At 65.4% G+C, this 23,140-nt stretch carries 21 protein-coding genes; 17 read left to right on the top strand and 4 right to left on the bottom strand.

Annotated features, from left to right (window positions below):
* Positions 1–117: 117 nt before the first annotated feature.
* The 3 genes from H7828_RS11025 to miaA form a co-directional block, all read right to left on the bottom strand.
* Positions 118–1,788: an ABC transporter substrate-binding protein gene (locus H7828_RS11025; protein ID WP_226781079.1), complete on the bottom strand. Its 1,671-nt coding sequence runs from the start codon at positions 1,786–1,788 to the stop codon at positions 118–120.
* A gap of 264 nt (positions 1,789–2,052) precedes the next feature.
* Positions 2,053–2,862, bottom strand: a complete 810-nt coding sequence (locus H7828_RS11020; RefSeq protein WP_226781078.1) for a helix-turn-helix transcriptional regulator — start codon at positions 2,860–2,862, stop codon at positions 2,053–2,055.
* A 119-nt stretch (positions 2,863–2,981) separates the two neighbouring features.
* Complete coding sequence (gene miaA, locus H7828_RS11015) at positions 2,982–3,881, bottom strand: tRNA (adenosine(37)-N6)-dimethylallyltransferase MiaA (protein WP_226781077.1); 900 nt, start codon at positions 3,879–3,881, stop codon at positions 2,982–2,984.
* Between the two features lie 90 nt (positions 3,882–3,971).
* Between miaA and pyrH the strand changes: the two genes are divergently transcribed.
* The 13 genes from pyrH (at position 3,972) to lpxB (ending at position 16,096) form a co-directional block, all read left to right on the top strand.
* On the top strand, positions 3,972–4,709 hold the full coding sequence (gene pyrH, locus H7828_RS11010; RefSeq protein WP_226781076.1) for a UMP kinase: 738 nt from the start codon (positions 3,972–3,974) through the stop codon (positions 4,707–4,709).
* 57 nt (positions 4,710–4,766) lie between these two features.
* Positions 4,767–5,333, top strand: a complete 567-nt coding sequence (frr, locus tag H7828_RS11005; RefSeq protein ID WP_226781075.1) for a ribosome recycling factor — start codon at positions 4,767–4,769, stop codon at positions 5,331–5,333.
* 87 nt (positions 5,334–5,420) lie between these two features.
* Complete coding sequence (uppS, locus tag H7828_RS11000; protein ID WP_226781074.1) at positions 5,421–6,155, top strand: polyprenyl diphosphate synthase; 735 nt, start codon at positions 5,421–5,423, stop codon at positions 6,153–6,155.
* Positions 6,152–6,940, top strand: coding sequence for a phosphatidate cytidylyltransferase (locus H7828_RS10995; RefSeq protein WP_226781073.1), 789 nt, complete (start codon positions 6,152–6,154; stop codon positions 6,938–6,940). The genes uppS and H7828_RS10995 overlap by 4 nt, the downstream gene beginning before the upstream one ends.
* Positions 6,937–8,124: a 1-deoxy-D-xylulose-5-phosphate reductoisomerase gene (gene dxr / locus H7828_RS10990; RefSeq protein ID WP_226781072.1), complete on the top strand. Its 1,188-nt coding sequence runs from the start codon at positions 6,937–6,939 to the stop codon at positions 8,122–8,124. The genes H7828_RS10995 and dxr overlap by 4 nt, the downstream gene beginning before the upstream one ends.
* A gap of 4 nt (positions 8,125–8,128) precedes the next feature.
* Positions 8,129–9,475 (top strand): RIP metalloprotease RseP, encoded by a 1,347-nt coding sequence (gene rseP / locus H7828_RS10985; protein WP_226781071.1) that lies wholly within the window; start codon positions 8,129–8,131, stop codon positions 9,473–9,475.
* Between the two features lie 95 nt (positions 9,476–9,570).
* Positions 9,571–9,696, top strand: coding sequence for a hypothetical protein (locus H7828_RS22835; RefSeq protein WP_281070727.1), 126 nt, complete (start codon positions 9,571–9,573; stop codon positions 9,694–9,696).
* Between the two features lie 137 nt (positions 9,697–9,833).
* On the top strand, positions 9,834–12,176 hold the full coding sequence (gene bamA, locus H7828_RS10980) for an outer membrane protein assembly factor BamA (protein WP_226781070.1): 2,343 nt from the start codon (positions 9,834–9,836) through the stop codon (positions 12,174–12,176).
* A gap of 1 nt (position 12,177) precedes the next feature.
* A complete protein-coding gene (locus H7828_RS10975; RefSeq protein ID WP_226781069.1) occupies positions 12,178–12,789 on the top strand; it encodes an OmpH/Skp family outer membrane protein in 612 nt (203 codons plus the stop codon).
* A 64-nt stretch (positions 12,790–12,853) separates the two neighbouring features.
* Positions 12,854–13,306, top strand: a complete 453-nt coding sequence (gene fabZ, locus H7828_RS10970) for a 3-hydroxyacyl-ACP dehydratase FabZ (protein WP_226781068.1) — start codon at positions 12,854–12,856, stop codon at positions 13,304–13,306.
* Positions 13,303–14,100 carry an acyl-ACP--UDP-N-acetylglucosamine O-acyltransferase gene (gene lpxA, locus H7828_RS10965; RefSeq protein WP_226781067.1) on the top strand — a complete coding sequence of 266 codons (798 nt, stop codon included), beginning with the start codon at positions 13,303–13,305 and terminating at the stop codon, positions 14,098–14,100. Before fabZ ends, lpxA begins: the two co-directional genes overlap by 4 nt.
* Positions 14,097–14,930: an LpxI family protein gene (locus H7828_RS10960; protein ID WP_226781066.1), complete on the top strand. Its 834-nt coding sequence runs from the start codon at positions 14,097–14,099 to the stop codon at positions 14,928–14,930. Before lpxA ends, H7828_RS10960 begins: the two co-directional genes overlap by 4 nt.
* Complete coding sequence (gene lpxB / locus H7828_RS10955) at positions 14,927–16,096, top strand: lipid-A-disaccharide synthase (protein WP_226781065.1); 1,170 nt, start codon at positions 14,927–14,929, stop codon at positions 16,094–16,096. The genes H7828_RS10960 and lpxB overlap by 4 nt, the downstream gene beginning before the upstream one ends.
* A 134-nt stretch (positions 16,097–16,230) precedes the next feature.
* Here lpxB and mnmA read toward each other — a convergent pair whose 3' ends face one another.
* Positions 16,231–17,373 carry a tRNA 2-thiouridine(34) synthase MnmA gene (gene mnmA / locus H7828_RS10950; protein WP_226781064.1) on the bottom strand — a complete coding sequence of 381 codons (1,143 nt, stop codon included), beginning with the start codon at positions 17,371–17,373 and terminating at the stop codon, positions 16,231–16,233.
* Positions 17,374–17,496: 123 nt separating this feature from the next.
* On the opposite strand from mnmA, the gene sciP reads away from it, so the two are divergent.
* The 4 genes from sciP to recG all read left to right on the top strand — a co-directional run bounded on the left by sciP (position 17,497) and on the right by recG (position 22,866).
* Entirely contained in the window at positions 17,497–17,775 is a 279-nt protein-coding gene (sciP, locus tag H7828_RS10945; protein ID WP_226781063.1) for a CtrA inhibitor SciP, read from the top strand.
* 90 nt (positions 17,776–17,865) lie between these two features.
* The gene (ctrA, locus tag H7828_RS10940) at positions 17,866–18,579 is read left to right on the top strand and encodes a response regulator transcription factor CtrA (RefSeq protein WP_226781062.1); all 714 of its coding nucleotides are present in this window, start codon (positions 17,866–17,868) and stop codon (positions 18,577–18,579) included.
* A gap of 82 nt (positions 18,580–18,661) precedes the next feature.
* The gene (gene ligA / locus H7828_RS10935; protein WP_226781061.1) at positions 18,662–20,779 is read left to right on the top strand and encodes an NAD-dependent DNA ligase LigA; all 2,118 of its coding nucleotides are present in this window, start codon (positions 18,662–18,664) and stop codon (positions 20,777–20,779) included.
* The gene (recG, locus tag H7828_RS10930) at positions 20,776–22,866 is read left to right on the top strand and encodes an ATP-dependent DNA helicase RecG (RefSeq protein ID WP_226781060.1); all 2,091 of its coding nucleotides are present in this window, start codon (positions 20,776–20,778) and stop codon (positions 22,864–22,866) included. The genes ligA and recG overlap by 4 nt, the downstream gene beginning before the upstream one ends.
* The last annotated feature ends 274 nt before the right edge of the window (positions 22,867–23,140 follow it).

Here is a 23,140-nt window from a genome sequence, read left to right as displayed (position 1 = left end):
GGCTCCCTGTCAGGTGGCTCGTGCGGGCCTGTGCGCCTTTTGCGGCGTCTGGGCTGGCCCGTCGGCGTTGGGGCGCGCCGCCGAACGCGCGCCCCGGTCCTTGCCTTGGTCGCCCGATCAGGCGGCCAGGGCCCATTTGTAGATCTGCGGCAGATAGGCGATATGCGCCTCGGTGCCCACGACACCCTCGCGCGAGTGGCGGAACAGCGACCGCCAGTAGGGCTGGATCGTGACGCCTTCCTCGATCAGGATCGTCTGCAGCTTGCCCATCACCTCGCGCCGCTGGTCCACGTCGGCGATGGAATTCGCCTCGGCCAGCAGGTTGTCGAACTCGGGGTTGCTGAACCCGGCCTCGTTCCAGGCCTCGCCGGTCCGATAGGCCAGGCCCAGGATCTGGGTGCCCAGCGGGCGGTGGTTCCAGTTGGTCGAGCTGAAGGGGTATTTCGTCCAGTCGTTCCAGAAGGTGGCGCCGGGCAGCAGGGTGCGCTTGACCGGAATGCCGGCATCGCGCAACTGGGCGGCGACGGCATCGGTGGTGTTCTTGCGCCAGTCGTCGTCGATGCTGAACAGTTCATGTTCGAAATCGCCCATGCCCGCTTCGTCCATCAGGGCCTTGGCCTTGGTCGGGTCGAAGGGAAGACGCTTGACGTCGGGGTTGTACTCGGGGTGCACGGGCGCGACATGGTGGTTCTCGGCCAGAACGCCGCGGTCGGAATAGCCCAGTTCAAGGCAGACCGCATTGTCGACGGCCATGGAGAGGGCCTGGCGCACGCGCTTGTCCTCATAGACCCGCTTGCCATCCACCTCGGCCAGCTGGTTGGGGCGGATGCAGATGGTGGCACCGGTGGCGACGCTGGACTTGACCCAGCCGATGGCGTCGAACACGTCGATGAATTCGCCGACGTTCTCGTACATCGTGTCGATTTCCTCGGCATCGGCGGCGGCGACCCAGGCGGCCGGGTCTTGCCCGTAGTCGATGTATTCGATCCGGTCGAGGTAGAAGCCGCCTTCCTCGAAGGCCTCGTCGCCCCACCAGGGGTGATCGGTCTTCACCAGAACGGCCTTCACGCCCACTTCCATGCTTTCGATCTTCATCGGCCCGGTGCCCACCATGGTCGAGGGATCGGCGTTCACATCGAAGGACGAATGATAGACCGGCGCCGGGTAATCCGACATGCCGGCGATGATGGTGATGTCGGGGGCGGGCAGTTTTAGAACCACCGTGTGGCTGTCGGTGGCGGTGATCGCGCCATCCAGCGCCTTGCCGGTTTCCGGGTCGATCAGGGTGGCCATGCGCCCGGCCATGGAGTTGCCCTCGGCCGACTGGTCGCACCAGTCGTTCAGTACGCGCACCACGTCATCGGCGGTGAAATCGTCGCCGTTGTTCCACTTCACGCCCTTGCGCACGTGCAGGGTATATTCGGTGGCATCGTCGTTCACGTCCCAGCCTTCCAGCAGCATGCCGCGGAACGAACCGTCGCTGTTGTATTCGACGAAATATTCCAGCGTTCCGGCGGTAAGATAGGCGATCTGCGTCCAGTCATAGGTGCGCGGGTCCTTCAGGGCGCGCACTTCCATCTGGCAGCGCAGCGTGCCGCCCTTCTGGATGTGGGCGGCGGCCTGCGCCGGGGCATTCAGGCCCAACAGGCCATAGGCGGCGCCGGCCGAAACCCCGAGGGCCGTGGTCCGCACCAGGAATTCGCGGCGGTCCATCTGGCCGGCCTTGTGTTCGCGCAGGTACATTGCGGCAGCCGGGTGCACCCGGTTGTCAGTCGTTTCAACAGTCATTTCTTGCTCCCTGAGTGACGCAGTCTTTTGCGGCGGTCTGGCGTCGATCTGTTTTTCTCCGCGTGATGCGGTGTGACGCTCGTGTGTCGGTAGCGTCCATTCGGCACGCTAAATCGGCAGGCGTCAACGTTCGCTTTCGTCATCTTGTCGATCATAAGCGACATTTTTGAGGATGAAAAGCGACATTGCCCCCCACGCCATGGCGACAGGCCCCATGGCCCGGCAAGGCCGGGGTGCAAGGTTCAAACCGCTTTGGTCAGTGTCTCAGCCGTCGGCGCGGCGAAAAGCCGAGGGCGTGAGGCCGGTCTGATGCTGAAACGCCCGGGTGAAATAGGCGGCCGAGCGGAACCCCAGCGCCAATGCCACGTCCTTGATCGGCAGACGCGTGTCGCGCAGCATCTTGCGGGCCTCGTAATGCACCCGGTCGTGCAGCAGGGCCGACGCGGTGCGCCCGCTGGCGGCCTTGCAACTGCGCGACAGGTGGGTTGCCGTTACCCCCAGCGCGGCGGCGTAATCGGCCACGCCGCGCCCCTTGCGAAAGTCGCGTTCAAGAAGCGAGGCATAGGCCGCCGCCAGACGGTCGGCGGCGCGCGCCTCGGCCGGGTCATGGTCAAGAGCGTCGGGGCCGGCGTGGCGTTCCAGCCAGACGGTAAGAAGCCCGGCGTGGTGCAGCAGGGCGCGCTCCATCGCATCGGCGCCCAGTTCCAGTTCGCGCTGGATGTTGTCGACCTGAAAGGCCATCTCGGCCTGCTGCTGTGCTTCGCGCAGGCGCAGGTGCAGCGGCTGATCGGGCACGGCAATTTCATCGTTGCGCGGAAAGAACAGCGCGCTGCCCGAAACCTGCCCCATCATGTCGAAGCCATGCATCGTATGCGCCGGCAGCAGGATGGCGTTGTGCGGCCCATACCCGCGCGTGACCCCCGAGATGGTGATTCGGCCCTGACCGCGCGTGAACCAGTAGAGAACCGGGGTGGAATGGCTGCGCATTGCTTCGGTGCGCCAGCGTCCCCCCTGGGCGAACCGCTGTAGCGGTACAAGGCGGAATCCCGACGTGGCGATTTCGGCGTTGGTCATGGCAGATCAGACCCTCGTTGCGGCAGAATGAAACGGGATTGTGGCTGGCAGGCCCCCCATGGGCGAAGGTCGGGGGAATCGCTGTCCGAGTCAAACGATGTTTCCCGCCGCCACGTCGATCACCCCGGCGTCGTATCCGCACCGGCGACAATGTGATGCCATGCGCGCATTCGTTTGCGAAACCAGGTGCGCTGCCGCTTGGCATATTGCCGGGTGGCGACAATGGCCCTGCTGCGGGCCTCATCCAGCGTGATGTCGCCCCTGAGGTGGGCAATCAGTTCGGGTGCGCCGATGGCCCGCGACGCGGGGCGGCGGGCATCCCAGCCGGGCAGATTGGCGCGCGCTTCGTTCAGCGCGCCCTGATCCAGCATCATGTCGAAGCGGCGTTCGATACGCGGAGAGAGCCATTCCGGCGGCGCGTCGATCACCACCGGCAGGCAGGTTTCGGGCGGCATCAGCGGCGGTGGCGTTTCGTCCTGCCAGGCGGCCAGACCGCGCCCGGTGGTCTGCTGCACCTCCCAGGCGCGCTGGATGCGGGCGGGATTCAGCCGGTCGATCCGCGCGGCGGTGGCGGCGTCAAGTTCGGCCAGCAGGGCAGGGGCGCCGTCCTGCGCCAGCCTTGCATCGGCCAGGGCGCGCACCTCGGACGGGGTGGGCGGAATCTCGGCCAGCCCCTCGGTCAGCGCGGCAAAGTAAAGGCCGGTTCCCCCCACGATGATGGGGCGCGCGCCGCCCGGAAGGCCCGCCACATCGCGCAGCCAATGGCCCGTGGAATAAGGCGCATCGCCGGGCACATGGCCGTAAAGGGCATGGGGCGCGCGGGCCAGGTCGCCATCGTCGGGGCGGGCGGTCAGAACCCGCCAGTTGCCAAAGACCTGAAGCGCATCGGCATTCACGATCACTCCGCCCGCGGTTTCGGCAATCGCCAGCGCCAGCGCCGACTTCCCCGAAGCCGTCGGGCCGGCAATCAGCACCGGCCTTTCGGCCCCCGCCTGCGCGATGATCGCCGCCTTGTCCACGCCATGCCCTTTGCTGCATTGAAACCCGCCCGGTTTTGCGACATTTAGGCGGGCGATACAATCGGCGGCAATTTCACGGGACAGGAACAGATGACAGACGCTCAGGCAGGCGACGGCAAGGTGACCTACAAACGGGTTCTGCTGAAGATCTCGGGCGAGGCACTGATGGGTGAAACCGCCTTCGGGCTGCATCCGCCCACGGTGCAGCGGATCGCGGCCGAGGTGAAATCGGTTCACGATCTTGGCGTCGAGATCGCCATGGTGATCGGCGGGGGCAACATTTTCCGCGGCCTGCAGGGCAGCGCCCAAGGGATGGAGCGCACCACGGCCGACTACATGGGCATGCTGGCCACGGTGATGAACGCCCTCGCGATGCAAAGCGCGCTGGAAGAACTGGGCATCCACACCCGCGTGATCAGCGCCATTCCTATGGACCAGGTCTGCGAGCCCTACATCCGGCGGCGCGCCGTGCGCCACCTTGAAAAGAAGCGGGTCTGCATCTTCGCCGCGGGCACCGGCAACCCCTATTTCACCACCGACACCGCCGCCACCCTGCGCGCCAACGAAATGGCCTGCGAGGCGATCTTCAAGGGCACCAAGGTGGACGGGATCTATGACAAGGACCCGGTGAAGTTCCCCGATGCCAAGCGGTACGACAGGGTAAGCTATGACGAGGTGCTGACCAAGAATCTCAAGGTGATGGACGCCAGCGCCATCGCCCTGGCCCGCGACAACAAGTTGCCCATCGTGGTGTTTTCACTGGATGAACCCGGCGGTTTCCGCGGGATCCTGGCGGGCAAAGGCACCTATACAATCGTGCATGGTTAAAGGTATAAACGCCAAAAGTGTGCCGTGCAGGCGCTATCGGACGATATGAGGTAAGACATGGCAGATGACGATTTCGATCTTGATATTGACGACCTGAAGCGGCGCATGGACGGTGCGATGGATGCGCTGCGCCACGAATTCGCATCGCTGCGCACGGGTCGTGCCTCGGGCAGCATGGTGGAACCGATCATGGTTGACGCCTATGGCCAGCTGACGCCGATCAACCAGGTGGGCACGATCAACGTTCCCGAACCGCGCATGGTGACCGTCACCGTCTGGGACAAGGCCCTGATGGGCAAGGTGGAAAAGGCGATCCGCGAGTCGGGCCTTGGCATCAACCCGGTGATTGACGGCCTGACGATCCGCCTGCCGATTCCCGAGCTGAACGAGGAGCGGCGCGCCCAACTGGCCAAGGTGGCCGGACAGCGGGCCGAGGATGCCCGCGTGGCCATCCGCAACGTGCGCCGCGACGGTATGGACCAGTTGAAGAAGATGAAGGCCAACGGCATGTCCGAGGACGACCACAAGGTCTGGAGCGCCGAGGTGCAGGAGCTGACCGATGCCGGGATCGCCAAGATCGACTCGGTGCTGGCCAACAAGCAGGAAGAGATCATGCAGGTCTGAACGGGCCCGGCGGGGTGAAACCCGCCGCCGTCCGCGTCCGTGTCTTGGGCAAGCCGTCCGCGACACGACCATGAAAGAGAGGCAGACATGAGCAGCAAGACCGACGACACCGATCAACGGACCGGGCCGCGCCATGTGGCGATCATCATGGATGGCAACGGACGCTGGGCGCAGGGGCAGGGCAAACCGCGCCTCTTTGGCCATCACGCCGGGGTCAAGCGCGTCAAGGAGATCGTGCGCGCCAGTCCCGATCACGGGGTCAAGTACCTGACCGTCTTTGCCTTCAGCACCGAGAACTGGAAACGCACCCAGGCCGAGGTTTCGGGCCTGATGAAGCTGTTCCGCCGCTATATCGCGTCGGAAGCGCGCGATCTTCTGGCCGAGGGGGTGCGCGTGCGCTTCATCGGCGACCGCCTGCAACTGGACGCGAAGTTGCGCCGCGTGATGGACGAGATCGAGCTTCTGACCAGCGGCAACGACCGGGTGCACCTGACCGTCGCGCTGAACTATGGCGGGCGCGACGAATTGGGCCGCGCCACCAAGCGCCTGGCCCGCGAAGTGGCCGAGGGGCGGCTTTCGCCCGATGCGGTGGACGAAACCACCCTGGCGCGCTTTCTTGACACCTGTTTCCTGCCCGACCCCGACCTGGTGATCCGCACCAGCGGCGAGGCGCGGATCTCCAACTTCCTGCTCTGGCAGTCGGCCTATGCCGAATATGAATTCGTCAACACGCTCTGGCCCGATTTCGATGCCACCGAATTCGCCCGTGTCCTTGCCGGTTATGGCAAGCGGGAACGCCGTTTCGGGGCCGTTCCTGCATGACCTCGAAGCCGGGGCAGTGGGATGATCTGATCGTGCGCGTCGCCTCGGGCGCCGTGATCGCGGCGGTCGGGCTGATCTGCGTCTGGGTGGGGGGCTGGCTGTTCCTGCTGCTGACGGTCGCGGTTTCGGCGGTAATGATGTGGGAGCTGACCCGCATGCTGGATACCGAGGCCCCGGCGGTGATGATCGCGGGGGTGTCGGGCCTGGCCCTTCTGGTGGCCGACCTTGTGGCGCCGGGCTTTGCCCTGCCGCTTCTGCTGGCGCCCGCCTTCGTGGGGTTCGGCCAGTTGCACCACCGCCGGGCCACCTTTGCCATCTTCAGCATCATGATCCTGCTGGCAGGCTTCGGCCTGTTCATCCTGCGCAGCGAATTCGGCTTCGTCTGGATGCTGTGGCTGGTGCTGATCGTGGCGGCCACCGATATTGCCGGGTACTTCGCGGGCCGCTTCATCGGCGGGCCCAAGTTCTGGCCCCGCGTCAGCCCAAAGAAGACATGGTCGGGCACCGTCGCCGGCTGGGTCGGGGCGGCGATTGTCGGGGTTGTCTTCATGTTGGCCACGGGGGCTGCAAGCCAGATCATCGGCATCGCCATCGCTCTGTCCATGGCCAGCCAGATGGGCGACATCGCCGAAAGCGCGGTCAAGCGCCGGGTGGGCGTGAAGGACAGCAGCAACCTTCTGCCCGGACATGGCGGGTTGTTCGACAGGTTCGACGGCATGCTGGGCGCGACGGTCTTTCTTTTGCTGGTGGAACAGCTGGTGGATTTCCCGCCGGGGGTTCTATGACCCGACGCAGGGTTTCGGTGTTCGGGGCGACGGGTTCGATCGGGGGCAACACGCTTGACCTGATCGGCCGTGCGCCCGACAGCTATGATGTGATCGCGCTGAGCGGCGGGCGCAACGTGGCGCTTCTGGCCGACCTCGCGCGCCGGCACAACGCACAGATTGCCGTGACCGCCTATGACGATTGCCTGCCCGCCCTGCGCGACCATCTTGCCGGCAGCGGCATAGACTGCGCCGCCGGGGCAGGGGCCATCGTCGCGGCGGCGGAACGCCCGGCCGATTGGGTCATGTCGGCCATCGTCGGCGCGGCGGGCCTGGCGCCGGGCATGGCGGCCCTGAAACAGGGCGCGACCCTGGCACTGGCCAACAAGGAATCCCTCGTCACCGCCGGCACCCTTCTGATGGAGACGGCAAAGCGGCACGGCGCCATCGTCCTGCCGGTGGACAGCGAACATTCCGCCGTCTTCCAGGCCCTGATCGGCGAAGACATCGCCACCGTTGAACGGATCGTGATCACGGCCAGCGGCGGCGCCTTCCGCGACTGGCCCCTGGCCGATCTGGCCCGCGCCACCCCGGCCCAGGCGTCAAGCCATCCGAATTGGGACATGGGCCAGCGCATCACCATCGACAGCGCCAGCATGTTCAACAAGGCGCTGGAGCTGATTGAAACCCATGAGTTTTTCGGCATCGCCCCCGAACGGATCGAACCGTTGATCCACCCGGAATCGATGATCCACGCCATGGTCGGCTTTGTGGATGGGGGCATCATGGCCCACGTCGGCCCGCCCGACATGCGCCATGCCATCGGCTTTGCCCTGCACTGGCCCGAACGCCGTGCGCTGCCGGTCGAGCGGTTGGATTTCGCGGCCCTGGGGCAGTTCACCTTCCGCGCCCCGGATGAGGCCCGCTATCCCGCCCTGCGCCTTGCGCGCGAGGTGATGCAGGCCGGGGGCCTGAGTGGCGCGGTGTTCAACGGCGCCAAGGAACGGGCGCTGGATGCCTTCATCGACGGCGATCTGGGCTTCCTTGAAATGGCGCCCGTGGTCGAGGAAACCCTGACCGCGATGGCGGGCGATGCCTTGCTGTCGGGGCAGATGACACTTGATACCGTCGCCGAAACAGACCATCTGGCGCGGGTAAGGGCGGGCGAGGCGATCCGCGCAAGGCAGAGCAAAAGGCAGGATTGACCCCATGGACCTTATCGGACTGATCCCGTCCTTCGGCAGTTTCTTCTATTCGGTGCTGGCCTTCATCGTCGCCCTTTCGGTGATCGTGGCGGTGCATGAATACGGCCATTACATCGTGGGCCGCTGGTCGGGCATCCATGCCGATGTCTTTTCGCTGGGCTTCGGGCCGGTGCTGTTTTCGCGGCTGGACAAGCGCGGCACGCGCTGGCAGGTGGCCGCGCTGCCCTTTGGCGGCTACGTCAAGTTCGCGGGCGATGCCGATGCCGCCAGCGTCGAGGGCGCCGATATCTCGCACCTCAGCGCGGCAGAGCGCCGCCGCACCATGACCGGCGCGCCCCTTTGGGCGCGGGCGGCGACGGTGGCGGCGGGGCCGGGGTTCAACTTTGTCTTCTCGATCCTGATCTTCAGCGCCGTGATGCTGTTTCGCGGCGTGGCAAGCGACCCCCTCACCATCGAGGAGATCACGCCGCTGCCCGCCGCCGTGCAGGAACTGCGGGCGGGGGACGAGATCCTGTCGATCGCCGGGCAGACCACGCCGCCCTTGGCCGAGATGGACGGTTTCATCGGCAAGCTGCCGGTTGAACCGGTGCTCGATTATACGGTGCTGCGCGACGGGCAGGAGCTGAGCGTGCAGGGCCCGCACCCCTATCCGCCGCTGATCAACGGCGTCAATCTGCAGTCGGCCGCCATGGATGCGGGGCTGAAGACCGGCGATGTCATCACCGCCGTCGACGGCCAGCCGATCTTTGCCTTCGATCAGCTGCCCGCCCTGGTGGCGGCGGCGAAGGGCAAATCCCTTGACCTGACAGTCTGGCGCAGCACCGACGGGGGGGAGGAGACCCTGGATGTCACCCTGTCGCCCCGTTCGGTCGACATGCCCCGTCCCGGGGGCGGTTTCGAAACCCGCTGGCTGATCGGCATCTCGGGCGGCCTGTTCTTCACCCCGCGCACCGAAACGCCCGGTGTCTTCGCGGCCATCGGTCAGGCGGCCTCGCAGACGCTGTTCATCGCGCAATCCTCGGTTTCGGGCCTTTACCACATGGCCGTCGGCGCGATTTCCTCCTGCGGGTTGCAGGGGCCGATCGGCATTGCCCAGACCAGCGGCGACGCCGCCTCTCAGGGCGGGCTTTCCTTCATCTGGTTCATCGCGGTGCTGTCCACCGCTGTCGGGCTGCTGAACCTCTTCCCGATTCCCGTGCTGGACGGCGGACACCTGGTGTTTCATGCCTACGAGGCGGTGACGGGCAAGCCGCCCAGCGACGGCGCGCTGAAGGTCCTGATGTTCATCGGCCTGGCCCTGCTGGGCAGCCTGATGGTCTTCGCGCTGACCAACGATCTGTTTTGCCCGTAACGCCCTGATTTCGGGGATTCGGCCCAAATCACGCCACAATCTTGCGTTAGCAATGGGTCAACCCTGATCCATGACGCTTTGAACGAGTCCGACCCATGCAACACATCGAAGCCGGCGCGCGCAGTCTTTCCCTTCTGGTCGACCTGAACTTCGATCGGATCATCTATGTCGGCACGGTTGCCGCCGCGCTGATGGCAGGCGCCTTCATCGGCAGCCTCTAACGGCGCGTTAACGCAACATATATGTTTTTTTGGCCCGGACCGCATAAATAAGCGGTTCCGGGCCTTTTTGGCGTTTTGACAAGCCAGTCCAATCCCGATACCTAGTTTGCACTGGAGTCTGCATTGGATTGGGGCATATGGGCAACGTGACAACAGGCGGTCAGCGCCGGGCACAGACGAAGGCGGCGCGCCGTCTTCAGGGTGTGATTTTCTTTCTCTGTTTTTCGGTGCTTGGCGCATTCTTCGCCACCGATGCCGCGGCACAGTCTTTCCGCTTCAATTCGGTGAACATCGAAGGGAACGAGCGGGTCGAGCCGGGCACGATCCTGTCCTATGCGGGAATCGGGCGGGGTGAGGTTGTCAGCGCCGGTACGCTGAACGATTCCTACCAGCGGATCGTCAACTCGGGCCTGTTTGAAACGGTCGAACTGGTGCCCAGCGGGTCAACCCTGGTGATCCGGGTCAAGGAATGGCCGACGATCAACCGCATCAACGTGGAAGGCAACGTCCGCATCAAGGACGATGCCCTGCAACCGCTGATCCAGTCGCAGCCGCGCCGCGTCTACAACCCCAGCGTGGCCGAGCAGGACGCCGCCGCCATCGCCGAACTGTACGAGGCGCGGGGCCGTCTGGCTGCCAGCGTCACCCCGAAGATCATCCGCCGGTCGAACAACCGCGTCGACCTGGTGTTCGAGGTGGTCGAGGGCAAGGTCGTCGAGATCGAGCGTCTGTCCTTCGTCGGCAACCGCGATTTCTCGGACCGCCGCCTGCGCCGGGTGCTTGACACCAAGCAGGCTGGTTTCCTGCGCCAGCTGATCCAGCGCGACACCTTCGTCGCCGACCGCCTGGAACTGGACAAACAGCTTCTGCGCGATTTCTACACCTCGCGCGGCTATGTCGATTTCCAGACCCTTAGCGTGAACAGCGAATTCTCGCGCGAACGCAACGCCTTCTTCGTCACCTTCACGGTGCAGGAGGGGCAGCGCTTCCAGTTCGGCGAGGTCAGCGCCTCGTCCGATCTGCCGGGGATCGACCCGCAGGAATTCCTGGCCGTCACCAAGACGCGCCGTGGCCAGATCTATTCGCCCACCGCGCTTGAGAACGACATCGCGCGCATGGAGCGTCTTGCAACCCGCAAGGGGCTGTCCTTCGTGCGGGTCAACCCCAAGGTCGACCGTGACGATCGCAACCTGATCCTGAACATCGACTATGTGCTGGAGCGTGGCCCGCGCGTCTTTGTCGAACGGATCGACATCGAGGGCAACGCCACCACGCTTGACCGGGTGATCCGCCGCCAGTTCGACGTGGTCGAGGGCGATCCCTTCAACCCGCGCCAGATTCGCCAGGCCGCCGAACGCATTCGCGCGCTGGGGTATTTCGCCAACGCCGAGGTGAACACCCGCGAAGGCAGCGCCAGTGACCAGGTGATCGTCGATGTCGACGTGGAAGAGCAGCCCACCGGCAACCTGTCCTTCGGTGCCAGCTATTCCGCCGACAGCGGGCCCGGCCTGAACGTGTCCTTCTCCGAGCGTAACTTCCTGGGCCGTGGGCAGACCCTGCGCTTTGCCTTGGCCTCGGGAACGGATTCGTCCAGCTCGAACTTCACCTTCATCGAACCCGCGCTTTTGGGCCGCGATCTGAAATTCTCGTTCCGTGCCTTCTATTCGGTGACCGAGCAGGAAAACTCCTTCTACGACACCCGCGTCGTCGGCTTCTCGCCCTCGATCGAATTCCCGGTCTCCGAGAACGGGCGTCTGGCGCTGCGCTATTCGCTGTCGAAGGACACCATCCTGAACGCCTCGACCGACAGTTCGCCGATCCTCCAGGCCGAGGCGGGCGGTCTTTATACCAGCGCGCTGGGATATACCTTCAGCTATGACACCCGGCGCACGGGGCTGAACCCAAATGCCGGCGTGCTGTTGCAGTTCGGGCAGGATTTCGCGGGTCTTGGCGGCGACAGCCAGTACATCAAGACCTCGGCCCTGGCCATCGCCCAGACCAAGGTGATGAACGAGGAAGTGACCCTGCGCGCCACCTTCGAGGGCGGGGCCATCAACTCGCTGTCGGACTCGACCTCGCGGCTGACCGACCGGTTCTTCCTTGGCCCCAACCAGCTGCGCGGTTTCGAATCCAAGGGCCTTGGCCCGCGTGACCTGAACGCCGGTAACGAGGATGCCCTGGGTGGCAATCTCTATGCCGTGGCCCGGTTCGAAGCGGAATTCCCCCTTGGCCTGCCCGAGGAATACGGGATTTCGGGCGGTGCCTTCGTCGATGTCGGCTCGGTCTGGGGGCTGGACAACACCGTCGGGGCTGGCGGGCTTGAGGTGGACGATGACGCTGCCCTGCGCGCCGCCATCGGTGTGTCGCTGTTCTGGGATACGCCCATCGGTCCGCTGCGGTTCAACTTCTCGAAGCCTCTCAAGAAAGAGAGCTACGACAAGGAACAGAACTTCAACCTGACGATCTCGACCGAGTTCTGAGATGGCGCCCGGAGCGATGATCCGGGCGGCGCTTCTGGCGCTGGCCCTTGCGCCAGTCGCCGACCCGGCGGCGGCCCAGGACACCGGGCCGCTGCTGATCCTCGACCAGGAGGAGCTTTTCCTGCGTTCGCAGTTCGGCCAGCGCATGCGCGAGGATATCGCCGTGGCCTCGGGCGAGCTGGCAGCCGAGAATCGCCAGATCGAGGCCCGGCTGGTGGCCGAGGAACAGGAGCTTACCGACAAGCGCGACACCCTGCCGGTGGATGAGTTCCGCGCGCTGGCCAAGGCATTCGACGAAAAGGTCACCGCCCTGCGCACCGAACAGGATGCCAAGGCGCGCGCGCTGTCGCGGTCAAGCGACGAGGCACAGGCGAGGTTCTTCACCCGCGTCGCCGAGATCCTGTCGCAGATCATGCGTGAACGCGGCGCCGTGGCCATCCTTGACCAGCGGGTGGTCTTCCTTTCGGCCGAGGTGATCGACATCACCGATGTCGCGGTCAGCCGGATCGACGCGGCCCTGGGCGACGGAACCGCCGCCGGGCCTTCCGAACCCGGGCGGCCGGAACCCGCCGAAGGGGCGCCGACACCCCCCAACACCCCCACGGCCGACTGAGCGGGTCGCTTGCGGCACCCTGCGCCAGTTGCTAGTCAGGGTCCAAACCCGGAGAGGATGCCCGATGAGTGACAAGACAAGCGCCGATATCCAGTTGATCCAGCGGATCATTCCCCATCGCTATCCCTTCCTTCTGGTGGACCGGGTGCGCGATATCGTCGGCCACGACAGCGCCGTCGGGATCAAGAACGTCACCATGAACGAACCGCATTTCCAGGGCCATTTTCCCGGCACGCCGATCATGCCGGGTGTCACCATCGTCGAGGCGATGGCCCAGACCGCGGCTGTGATGGTCGGCGTCGACATGGACCTGGCCGACAAGAATTTCCTCGTCTATTTCATGGCGATCGACAGCGCCAAGTTCCGCCGCAAGGTGGTGCCCGGCGACGTTCTGGAAATGCAGATCACCACGAAGCGGGGCGGCGGCAAGGTGTGGAAGTTCCACGGCCGGGCCACGGTTGACGGCGAACTGGCCTGCGAGGCCGAATTCACCGCGATGATGGACCTGCCGAAGTGAGCATCGACGCCTCAGCCCGTATTCACCCCTCGGCGGTGATCGAAGACGGCGCCCGGATCGGCCCCCGCGTCGAAATCGGCCCGTTCTGCGTGATCGGCGGCGATGTCCGGCTGGATGAGGGCTGTGTCGTCAAAAGCCATGCGGTGATCACGGGCCAGACGACCATCGGCGCCGAGACCACGGTGTTTTCCTTCGCCTGCGTGGGTGAAATTCCACAGGATCTTAAGTTTGCCGGCGAAACGACCCGTCTTGAGATCGGCGCGCGCTGCCGCATCCGCGAAAGCGTGACGATGAACACCGGCACTTCCGGTGGTGGCGGCGTGACGCGGGTGGGGGACGATTGCCTGTTCATGGCCGGGGCCCATGTGGCCCATGACGCGCAGGTGGGCAACCGGGTGATCATGGTCAACAACTCGGCCCTTGCGGGGCATTGTGTCGTGGGCGACGACGTGATCATTGGCGGCCTCGCTGGGGTGCATCAATGGGTGCGCATCGGGCAGGGGGCCATCATCGGCGCCGTGACCATGGTGACGAATGACGTGATCCCCCATGCGCTGGTGCAGGGCCCGCGCGGAGAGCTGGACGGGCTGAACCTTGTCGGGCTCAAGCGCAAGGGCGTCAGCCGCGCCGACATCACCGCCCTGCGCGCCGCCTTCCAGATGCTGAAGCAGGGCGACGGCGCCTTCCAGGACCGCGCCCGCCGCCTGGGCGAGGAAACCGACAGCGCCTATGTGCGCACCATCGTCGATTTCATCACGGCCGACAGCGACCGTGGCTTCCTGACCCCGTCATGAGCCTCTGTCTGATCGCCGGGCAGGGACGCCTGCCGGTGCTTCTGGCAGAAATGCTTGCCGAAGGGGGCGCGCCGCTGCTCCTCGCGCAGTTGGAGGGCAGCCCCTGGGATGGCCCGGCGCGCGACGATGTGCTGACCTTCCGCCTTGAAACCCTGGGCAGCCTGATCGAAACCCTTGTCGCGCGGGGTGTCACCCGCGCCTGTTTCGCCGGGGCGATCCGCCGCCCGGTGGTTGATCCGGCTCGGATCGACGCCGCCACCTTGCCGCTGGTGCCGCGTCTGATGGCGGCGCTGGGGCAGGGCGACGATGGCGCGTTGCGCGTGGTGCTGGACCTGTTCCAAGAGGCCGGGATCGCCATCGTCGCCGCCCATGACCTGCTGCCGGGGCTGCTGGCCGATGAAGGTGTCCTGACGCGCGCCACTCCGGGCGACCTGGTCAGGGGTGACGCCAGTCGGGCCGCCGGGATCGTGGCGGCCATGGGGCAGGCCGATGTGGGGCAGGGCTGTGTCGTGCTGCGCGGCCAGGCCCTTGCGATCGAGGCGCAGGCCGGCACCGACTGGATGCTGCGCAGCCTTGCGCTCATGGCGCAGGACGCGGGCACACTGCCTGCACCACCCCCCACGCGGGGCGGTATCCTGTTCAAGGCGCCGAAACCAGGGCAGGACCGGCGCATTGATCTGCCCGCCATCGGCCCCGACACGGTGGCGCTGGCGGCCGAGCTTGGCCTTGCGGGCATTGTCGTTGCGGCGGGGGGCGTTCTGCTGCTGGACCGTGAACTCATGGTGGCCCGGGCCAATGCGGCGGGGCTTTTCCTCTGGGTGCGGGCGTGAAGATCTTCCTTGTCGCGGGCGAGGCTTCGGGGGACCGTTTGGGCGCGGCCCTGATGGCGGGGCTGAAAAGCCTGCGCCCCGACATCAGCTTTCACGGCGTCGGCGGCCCCCTGATGCAGGCCGAGGGGCTGGACAGCCTGTTCGACATGAACGAACTCAGCGTCATGGGCATTGCCGAGGTGCTGCCGAAGTATCGCCACCTGCGGGCAAGGATGATCCAGACCGCCGATGCTGTTCTGGCCCTGCGCCCCGATGCCCTGATCACCATCGACAGCCCCGATTTCTGCCTGCGGGTGGCGGCGCGGGTGCGGCGCAGTGCCCATGTGCACACGGTGCATTACGTCGCGCCTTCGGTCTGGGCCTGGCGGCCGGGGCGCGCGGCGAAGATGGCGCCCCATGTCGATCAGGTGCTGGCGCTGCTGCCGATGGAGCCGCCCTTGATGCGGGCCGCGGGCATCCGCTGTGATTTCGTGGGCCACCCGGTGGTGACCGAGCCACAGGCCGACGCCGCGGCGCGTGATGCCTTTCGTCAGGCCCATGGCATCGGCGCGGCGCCGCTGCTTCTGGTGCTGCCCGGTTCGCGCAACAGCGAGGTGGGGCGCCTGCTTCCGATCTTCGGTGAAACCGTCGCCCGCCTCGCACGGCTGCGCCCCGACCTGCGCATCGTCGTTCCCGCCGCGCCCGGGGTTGCCGACAGGGTGCGGGAGGCGGTCTCGGGCTGGCCCGGCGGCCCGGTCGTGCTTGACCCGCGCGGCGCGCCGCCCGAGGCTGCGCGCCATGCCAAGGCCGCCGCCTTTGGCGCCGCCGATGTGGCCCTCGCGGCCTCGGGGACGGTATCGCTGGAGCTGGCGGCGGCCGATACGCCCATGGTCATCGGTTACGACATGAGCTGGCTCAGTTGGCAGATCATGTCGCGCATGGCACTGATCGACACGGTCACGCTGGCCAATATCGTGACCGGCACGCGTCTGATCCCCGAATTCCTGGGCCCTGCCTGCCGCCCCGCGCCCATGGCCCGGGCGCTGGACGCGGTTCTGGCCGCACCGGACGGGCAACACGAGGTCCTGGCTCAGACCATGGAGAAGCTGGGCAGGGGCGGCGAACCGCCCGGCCTGCGTGCCGCGCAGGCGGTGCTGGAGGGGTTGCCCAAGGTGCGCGAAGCCTGACCGGCCGCCTCGCTCCGACGGATTCACTCAAGCCGCGATCCGCCCATCTTTGGTCTTCAAATATCCCTGCGCAGGTCAAAGCCCCGGGGCGCGCCCTCTGACGGTTTCACGCCCACGGACCGCGGCGTCCGGTCTCAGCCCTTGGTGATCCAGCCGCCGCCGAAGATCCGGCTGCTGTCCGGATCATAGAACACGCAGGCCTGGCCCGGGGAAACACCTTCCTCCGGGGTCAGCAGTTCCACCTCGGCCTGTCCTTCGCCGCGCGGGCGCAGGATCGCGGCGCGGGGCGGGCGGGTCGAGCGGACCTTGACCAGAATGTGCCATTCCTCCTGCGAGGTCAGCGGCGCATCCCCCAGCCAGTTGATCTCTTTCAGGGGTACGGTGCGGGTTGAAAGCAGCGATTTCGGCCCCACGACAACCTCGCGCCGGTCCACGTCAAGACGCACGACATAGAGCGGTTCGTCCAGCCCGCCGATGCCAAGGCCGCGCCGCTGGCCGACGGTATAGTGGATCACGCCGCGATGTTCGCCCAGGTCGCGCCCCTCGACATCGACGATGCGCCCCGGATCGGCCGCACCGGGGCGCAGCTTCTCGATCACGGCGGCATAGTTGCCGTTGGGCACGAAACAGATGTCCTGGCTGTCGGGCTTGTCGGCCACGCTGAGGCCATACCTGGCCGCGAGGGCGCGGGTTTCGGCCTTGCTGGCCAGATGACCCAGGGGGAAGCGCAGATAATCCAGCTGTTCCTGCGTGGTGGAGAACAGGAAATAGCTCTGGTCGCGGTTTGCATCGGCGGCGGCGTGAAGCTCGGCCTTCTCGGGGCCCATCTTGCGCTGGATGTAGTGGCCCGTGGCCATGCAATCGGCGTCAAGATCGCGGGCCGTTTCCAGCAGGTCCTTGAACTTCACCCTCTCGTTGCAACGGATGCAGGGCACGGGCGTTGCGCCGGCCAGATAGCTGTCGGCGAATTCGTCGATCACCGCTTCCTGAAACTTGTTTTCGTAATCAAGTACATAGTGGGGAAAGCCCATGGTCTCGGCCACGCGGCGGGCATCGTGAATGTCACGCCCGGCGCAACAGGCACCCTTCTTGGCCAGCGCCGCGCCATGATCGTAAAGTTGCAGGGTCACCCCCACCACGTCGTAACCTTCGGCCGCCAGTTCGGCCGCAACGACCGAACTGTCGACACCGCCCGACATTGCCACGACCACGCGGGTTTCGGCGGGGGGCTTGGCAAAGCCAAGCGAATTCAGCGGGTGGTTGCGATCGAGTGGCATGGCGGCTCCGTTGGGCATCGTCGGAATATAGGAAAATTGGAAGCACTCTCAAGGGTGCCGTTTCACCCCCCATTAAGTGCTGCCTTTTACGGTCTGCCCCGGGGGTACGAAAGGGGTGTTACCATGTTTCTTAAGAAAGTGACCGGACCGCGGGCCGTAAAGCTGCCCGGCGGACAGATGATGACAAGGGCCGATCTGCCCGATCCGGACACCAAGCGCTGGGTCGCCAGCCGCAAGGCGGCGGTGGTGCGCGCGGTCATCGGCGGGTTGATCACGCAATCCGAGGCGCTGAAGACCTATGGCCTTACGGACGAGGAATTCGGCGCCTGGTGCCGCGCCGTGGATCGCCACGGAGAAGCCGCATTAAAGACCACGAGATTGCAAAAATATAGACAACTTTAAGGAGAACATGTTAACCGGGATTAAGCGTAACCGGTCATTAACCATTTGCGACCAAGGTGGGGATCAATTCGGGAACCGGCGGAGAGACGAATGCGGATTTTGCTTGTTGAAGACGACCCCACCACATCGCGCAGCATCGAATTGATGCTGACCCATGCAAATTTGAACGTCTATTGCACCGATATGGGCGAAGAAGGCGTCGATCTGGCAAAACTCTATGATTACGATCTGATCCTTCTCGATCTCAATCTTCCCGACATGAATGGCCACGAGGTTTTGCGCCAGGTGCGCCTGGCGCGGATCGACACGCCGATCCTTATCCTGTCGGGGTCGGACGATACGGACAACAAGATCAAGGGGTTCGGTTTCGGCGCCGACGATTACCTGACGAAACCCTTCCACCGCGAGGAATTGGTGGCACGGATTCATGCGATCATCCGCCGCTCGAAAGGGCATGCGCAATCGGTCATCAAGACCGGCCGCATTTCGGTGAACCTGGATGCCAAGACGGTGGATGTGGCCGGGCAGACGGTGCATCTGACGGGCAAGGAATACCAGATGCTGGAATTGCTTTCCCTGCGAAAGGGAACGACCCTGACCAAGGAGATGTTTCTCAATCATCTTTACGGCGGGATGGATGAACCGGAATTGAAGATCATCGACGTGTTCATCTGCAAGTTGCGCAAGAAACTGTCCCAGGCCACGGATGGGGACAATTACATCGAAACGGTCTGGGGGCGCGGCTATGTCCTGCGCGATCCCGACCCGAAGGAAAACGGCGCGCCCATCGCGGTCAGCGCCTGATCTGCAACGCCGATGGCGCTGCGGGCTGGACCCCGGCCAAATCCGAACCTATCAAACCGATATGGTGCAGTCGGAGGGGCAGATGGCCGATCCAACCCGGGTTGACGAATTGAGCGAGGATGAAGCGGCGGCAGAACTGGCGCGGCTTGCCGAAACGCTGCTGGCGGCGAATACCGCCTACCACGGGCAAGACGCCCCGACGCTGAGCGATGCGGATTACGACGCTTTGAAACAGCGCAACCTGGCGATCGAGGCCCGGTTTCCCGACCTGAAACGCGCCGACAGCCCCAGCGAACAGGTGGGCGCCGCCCCCGCCGATGGCTTTTCCAAGGTGCACCATGCGGTGCGGATGCTGTCACTGGGCAATGCCTTTGAGACCGAGGATGTGGCCGAGTTCGACCGGTCGGTTCGCAAGTACCTGGGCCTGGGCGCCGAGGCCGCGCTGCCCTATACAGCCGAGCCCAAGATTGACGGTCTGTCGCTGTCTTTGCGCTATGAGAATGGCCGGTTGGTGCAGGCGGCCACCCGAGGCGACGGCGCCGTGGGCGAAAACGTCACCGCCAATGCCCGCACCATCGACGACATCCCGACGACCCTGCAAGGCGCGCCCGACATCCTTGAGGTGCGGGGCGAGGTCTACATGTCGCACGCCGATTTCGAATCGCTGAACGCGCGGCAGGAGGCTGCGGGCAAAAGCCCCTTCGCCAATCCGCGCAATGCCGCCGCCGGATCGCTGCGCCAACTGGACGCCGAGATCACGCGCGCCCGGCCGCTGCGCTTTTTCGCCTATGCCTGGGGCGAGGTTTCGGCCCCCCTTGCAGACACGCAACAGGCTGCGATCCAGCGGCTGGGCGACCTGGGCTTCACGGTCAACGATCTGACCGCGCTCTGCGACGGCCCCGAGGAGATGATCGCCCACTACGCGATGATCGAACAGCGCCGTGCGACACTTGGCTATGACATCGACGGTGTCGTCTACAAGGTGAACGACCTGGCGCTTCAGGCGCGGCTTGGCTTCCGGTCAACCACGCCGCGTTGGGCCATCGCGCACAAGTTTCCCGCCGAACTGGCCTGGACCCGGCTGGAACGGATCGAAATCCAGGTGGGGCGAACCGGTGCGCTGTCGCCCGTGGCGCGGCTGCAACCTGTGACGGTGGGCGGCGTGGTGGTGTCCAACGCGACGCTGCACAACGAGGATTACATCGCCGGGCGCGGCGCCAAGAGCGAAGAAATTCGCGGCGGCAAGGACATCCGCGAAGGTGACTGGGTGCAGGTCTATCGCGCGGGTGACGTGATTCCGAAGGTGGCGGATGTCGACCTTGACAAGCGGCCCGCGGATTCGAAGCCCTATGACTTTCCCGATACCTGCCCCGAATGCGGCTCGCCTGCGCCGCGCGAACCGGGCGATGCGGTGCGCCGCTGTTCGGGTGGGCTGATCTGTCCGGCGCAGGTGGTTGAAAAGCTGAAACATTTCGTCAGCCGCGCCGCCTTTGACATCGAAGGCCTGGGCGCAAAACAGGTTGAGCAGTTCTACCGTGACTGCTGGATCAAGGAGCCGGCCGACATCTTCACCCTGAAGAAACGGTACGGCAGCGGAATGCAGCAACTGAAGAACCGCGAAGGGTGGGGCGACAAGAGCGCCGCCAACCTTTTCGCGGCAATCGAGGAGAAGCGGCGCATTCCGCTGAACCGGGTGATCTTTGCCCTCGGCATCCGCCATGTGGGCGAAAGCAGCGCAAACCTTCTGGCGCGCCATTACGGCAGCTGGTCGGTCTTTCATGGCGCAATGACCTCCGCCAGCCCGGATAGCGATGCCTGGAACGATCTTCTGGGCATCGACGGGGTGGGCGAAGTGATGGCGCAATCGCTGGTCACCGCCTTCGAACTGGGCCCCGAGCGTGACGCCATTGACCGGCTTGCCGCCCATCTGAGTGTGCAGGATGCCGCGCGCCCCGATACCTCCTCCAGCCCCGTGGCGGGCAAGACGGTAGTGTTCACCGGCACCCTTGAAAAGATGACCCGCGCCGAGGCCAAGGCCCGGGCCGAAGCGCTGGGGGCCAAGGTCGCGGGCAGTGTTTCGTCGAAGACCGATCTTCTGGTCGCGGGGCCGGGGGCGGGATCGAAGGCCAGGAAGGCCGCCGAACTGGGCATTGAAACGCTGGACGAGGACGGCTGGCTGGCGATGATCGACGGGCTATGAGCACCCGGCCCGAGGCGCTTTTTCCGCTGTTCGCGGCGCTGACCACGCTTGAGGGGATCGGCCCCAAGACGGCGCAGGCCCTGGCGCAGATCGACGTGGAAAAGCCGCGCGATCTGTTGTTCACGCTGCCCCATTCGGGGATCGACCGGCGCCGCCGCGAAACTGTGCGCGATGTCGATGCGCCGGCGGTTGCCACGGTCGAGGTTGAAGTGGGGCGTCACATCCTGCCCGCCTCGCGCGGGCGGCCCTACCGGGTTGAGGTGATGGATGCGCAGACCACCTTCCAACTGGTGTTCTTTCACGCCCGCGAGGATTATCTGAAACGGCAGTTGCCGGTCGGCGCGCGCCGGGTGGTTTCCGGGCGGGTCGAGGTGTTCGATGGCATCGCCCAGATGGTTCACCCCGATCACATGGTTCCCCCGGACGAAGGGGCGGCCATCCCGCAATACGAACCGGTCTATCCGCTGACCTCGGGGGTGACGCAACGGCTCATGGCGCGGGGCGCGCGCGCCGCGCTGGAGCGTGCGCCGGACCTGGCCGAATGGATCGATCCGCACCTTCTGACGCGCGAGGGTTGGCCGGCCTGGCACGCCGCCCTGTCCCGGGCCCACAGCCCCGAAGGGGCGGGTGATCTGTCGCCCGATGCCCCGGCGCGGCGGCGGCTGGCCTATGATGAACTGCTGGCCCATCAGCTGACCCTGGCGCTGGCCCGGGCCGACAGGGCGCGCGCCCGGGGGATGGAGACGCGGGCGACAGGGCGGCTTCAATCGAAGGTGTTGAAATCGCTGCCCTATGAACCGACCTCGGCGCAGAGCCGGGCGATTGCCGAAATCTCGGCCGACATGGCCGCAGCGACGCGGATGAACCGGCTTTTGCAGGGCGATGTGGGGGCCGGAAAGACGCTGGTGGCGCTGATGGCGCTGCTTGTCGCGGTCGAAGCAGGCGGGCAGGGCGTGATGATGGCGCCCACCGAAATTCTGGCACGCCAGCATCTGGAGGGGCTGCAACCCCTGGCCGAAGAGGCGGGCGTGGTGCTTGAGATCCTCACCGGGCGCGACAAGGGGGGCGAACGCGCGGCCAAGCTGGCGGCGTTGGCGGCGGGGGATATCCAGATCCTGGTGGGCACCCATGCGGTGTTCCAGAAGGATGTCGTCTTCGCCGATCTGCGCCTTGCCGTGGTGGACGAACAGCACCGTTTCGGCGTGCGTCAGCGGCTGGACCTTGGCGCCAAGGGGCGGGCGGCGGATGTTCTTGTCATGACCGCCACGCCGATTCCCCGGTCGCTTGCCCTGGCGCAATATGGCGACATGGAGGTTTCGGTGCTGGATGAAAAACCGCCCGGGCGCAAACCGATCACCACCGCGCTGGTCAACACCGCCCGCATCGATGACGTGGTGGCCCGGCTGCGCGCCGCGATCGAGGCGGGGCGGCAGGCCTATTGGGTCTGCCCGCTGGTCGAGGAAAGCGAAACAGTCGATCTGACCTCGGCACAGGAGAGGTTCAAGCGCCTGCGTGCCGCCCTGGGCGACGATGCGGTGGGCCTGATCCACGGCCAGATGCCCCCGGCCGAGAAGGACGCCGCCATGGCGCGCTTCGTGTCGGGCCAGACCAGCGTTCTGGTGGCCACGACGGTGATCGAGGTGGGCGTCAACGTGCCCAACGCGACGATCATGGTCATCGAACGGGCCGAGAGTTTCGGCCTGGCGCAGCTTCATCAGTTGCGCGGCCGGGTGGGGCGGGGCAGCGCGGCTTCGACCTGCCTGCTGCTGTTCCAGGCTCCCCTGGGTGAAACCGGGCGGCGGCGGCTTGAGATCCTGCGCGAAACCGAAGACGGATTCCGCATCGCCGAGGAAGACCTGGCGATGCGCGGCGCGGGCGATCTGATCGGCCACGCGCAATCGGGGCTGCCACGCTTTCGCATCGCCGATCTTGAGCGTCAGACGGCCCTGATGGTGACGGCCCAGAGCGATGCGCGCAACCTTCTGCAGGATGATCCCAAGCTGACCGGCCCGCGCGGCCAGGCGGCGCGCCACCTTTTGTGGCTGATGGAGCAGGACAAGGCTATCCGTTTGATTTCAGTGGGTTAGGTCGGATGTTCCGGTTTGTTCGCAAATGTTCTCATAAAGTTCTTTACACAGCGTTCCTGATGTGAGAACAAAGAAGCAACAAAGCGATACGAACAGGAAAGGATGGCAAGATGATCAGGCAGATCAAGACGGTTCTGGGCCGGTCGGACACGTTGATCAAGGATCTTGCCGGCGCCATGGCGCTGTTCGTGCTGCTGATGGGCGGGCTTTACCTGCCCGGTTTTTGACGCTTACGGAGTTTTCACTGACTGCCTGCTGTTCGTTTCGGCCGGTT

The sequence above is a fragment of the Oceaniglobus trochenteri genome (assembly GCF_020529025.1).
Classification (GTDB): domain Bacteria; phylum Pseudomonadota; class Alphaproteobacteria; order Rhodobacterales; family Rhodobacteraceae; genus Oceaniglobus; species Oceaniglobus trochenteri.
Note: the sequence above shows the minus strand (reverse complement) of the source record. Positions and strands in the feature narration are given on the sequence as shown.

Excerpts from the sequence above, each read along its gene's own strand:
- H7828_RS10995 (WP_226781073.1), top strand. The coding sequence starts at position 6,152 with ATGACCTCGAAGCCGGGGCAGTGGGATGATCTGATCGTGCGCGTCGCC.
- sciP (WP_226781063.1), top strand. The coding sequence starts at position 17,497 with ATGTTTCTTAAGAAAGTGACCGGACCGCGGGCCGTAAAGCTGCCCGGC.
- bamA (WP_226781070.1), top strand. The coding sequence starts at position 9,834 with ATGGGCAACGTGACAACAGGCGGTCAGCGCCGGGCACAGACGAAGGCG.
- fabZ (WP_226781068.1), top strand. The coding sequence starts at position 12,854 with ATGAGTGACAAGACAAGCGCCGATATCCAGTTGATCCAGCGGATCATT.
- ctrA (WP_226781062.1), top strand. The coding sequence starts at position 17,866 with ATGCGGATTTTGCTTGTTGAAGACGACCCCACCACATCGCGCAGCATC.
- H7828_RS10975 (WP_226781069.1), top strand. The coding sequence starts at position 12,178 with ATGGCGCCCGGAGCGATGATCCGGGCGGCGCTTCTGGCGCTGGCCCTT.
- mnmA (WP_226781064.1), bottom strand. The coding sequence starts at position 17,373 with ATGCCACTCGATCGCAACCACCCGCTGAATTCGCTTGGCTTTGCCAAG.
- ligA (WP_226781061.1), top strand. The coding sequence starts at position 18,662 with ATGGCCGATCCAACCCGGGTTGACGAATTGAGCGAGGATGAAGCGGCG.
- frr (WP_226781075.1), top strand. The coding sequence starts at position 4,767 with ATGGCAGATGACGATTTCGATCTTGATATTGACGACCTGAAGCGGCGC.
- H7828_RS11025 (WP_226781079.1), bottom strand. The coding sequence starts at position 1,788 with ATGACTGTTGAAACGACTGACAACCGGGTGCACCCGGCTGCCGCAATG.
- dxr (WP_226781072.1), top strand. The coding sequence starts at position 6,937 with ATGACCCGACGCAGGGTTTCGGTGTTCGGGGCGACGGGTTCGATCGGG.
- rseP (WP_226781071.1), top strand. The coding sequence starts at position 8,129 with ATGGACCTTATCGGACTGATCCCGTCCTTCGGCAGTTTCTTCTATTCG.
- recG (WP_226781060.1), top strand. The coding sequence starts at position 20,776 with ATGAGCACCCGGCCCGAGGCGCTTTTTCCGCTGTTCGCGGCGCTGACC.
- uppS (WP_226781074.1), top strand. The coding sequence starts at position 5,421 with ATGAGCAGCAAGACCGACGACACCGATCAACGGACCGGGCCGCGCCAT.
- H7828_RS11020 (WP_226781078.1), bottom strand. The coding sequence starts at position 2,862 with ATGACCAACGCCGAAATCGCCACGTCGGGATTCCGCCTTGTACCGCTA.
- pyrH (WP_226781076.1), top strand. The coding sequence starts at position 3,972 with ATGACAGACGCTCAGGCAGGCGACGGCAAGGTGACCTACAAACGGGTT.
- H7828_RS22835 (WP_281070727.1), top strand. The coding sequence starts at position 9,571 with ATGCAACACATCGAAGCCGGCGCGCGCAGTCTTTCCCTTCTGGTCGAC.
- H7828_RS10960 (WP_226781066.1), top strand. The coding sequence starts at position 14,097 with ATGAGCCTCTGTCTGATCGCCGGGCAGGGACGCCTGCCGGTGCTTCTG.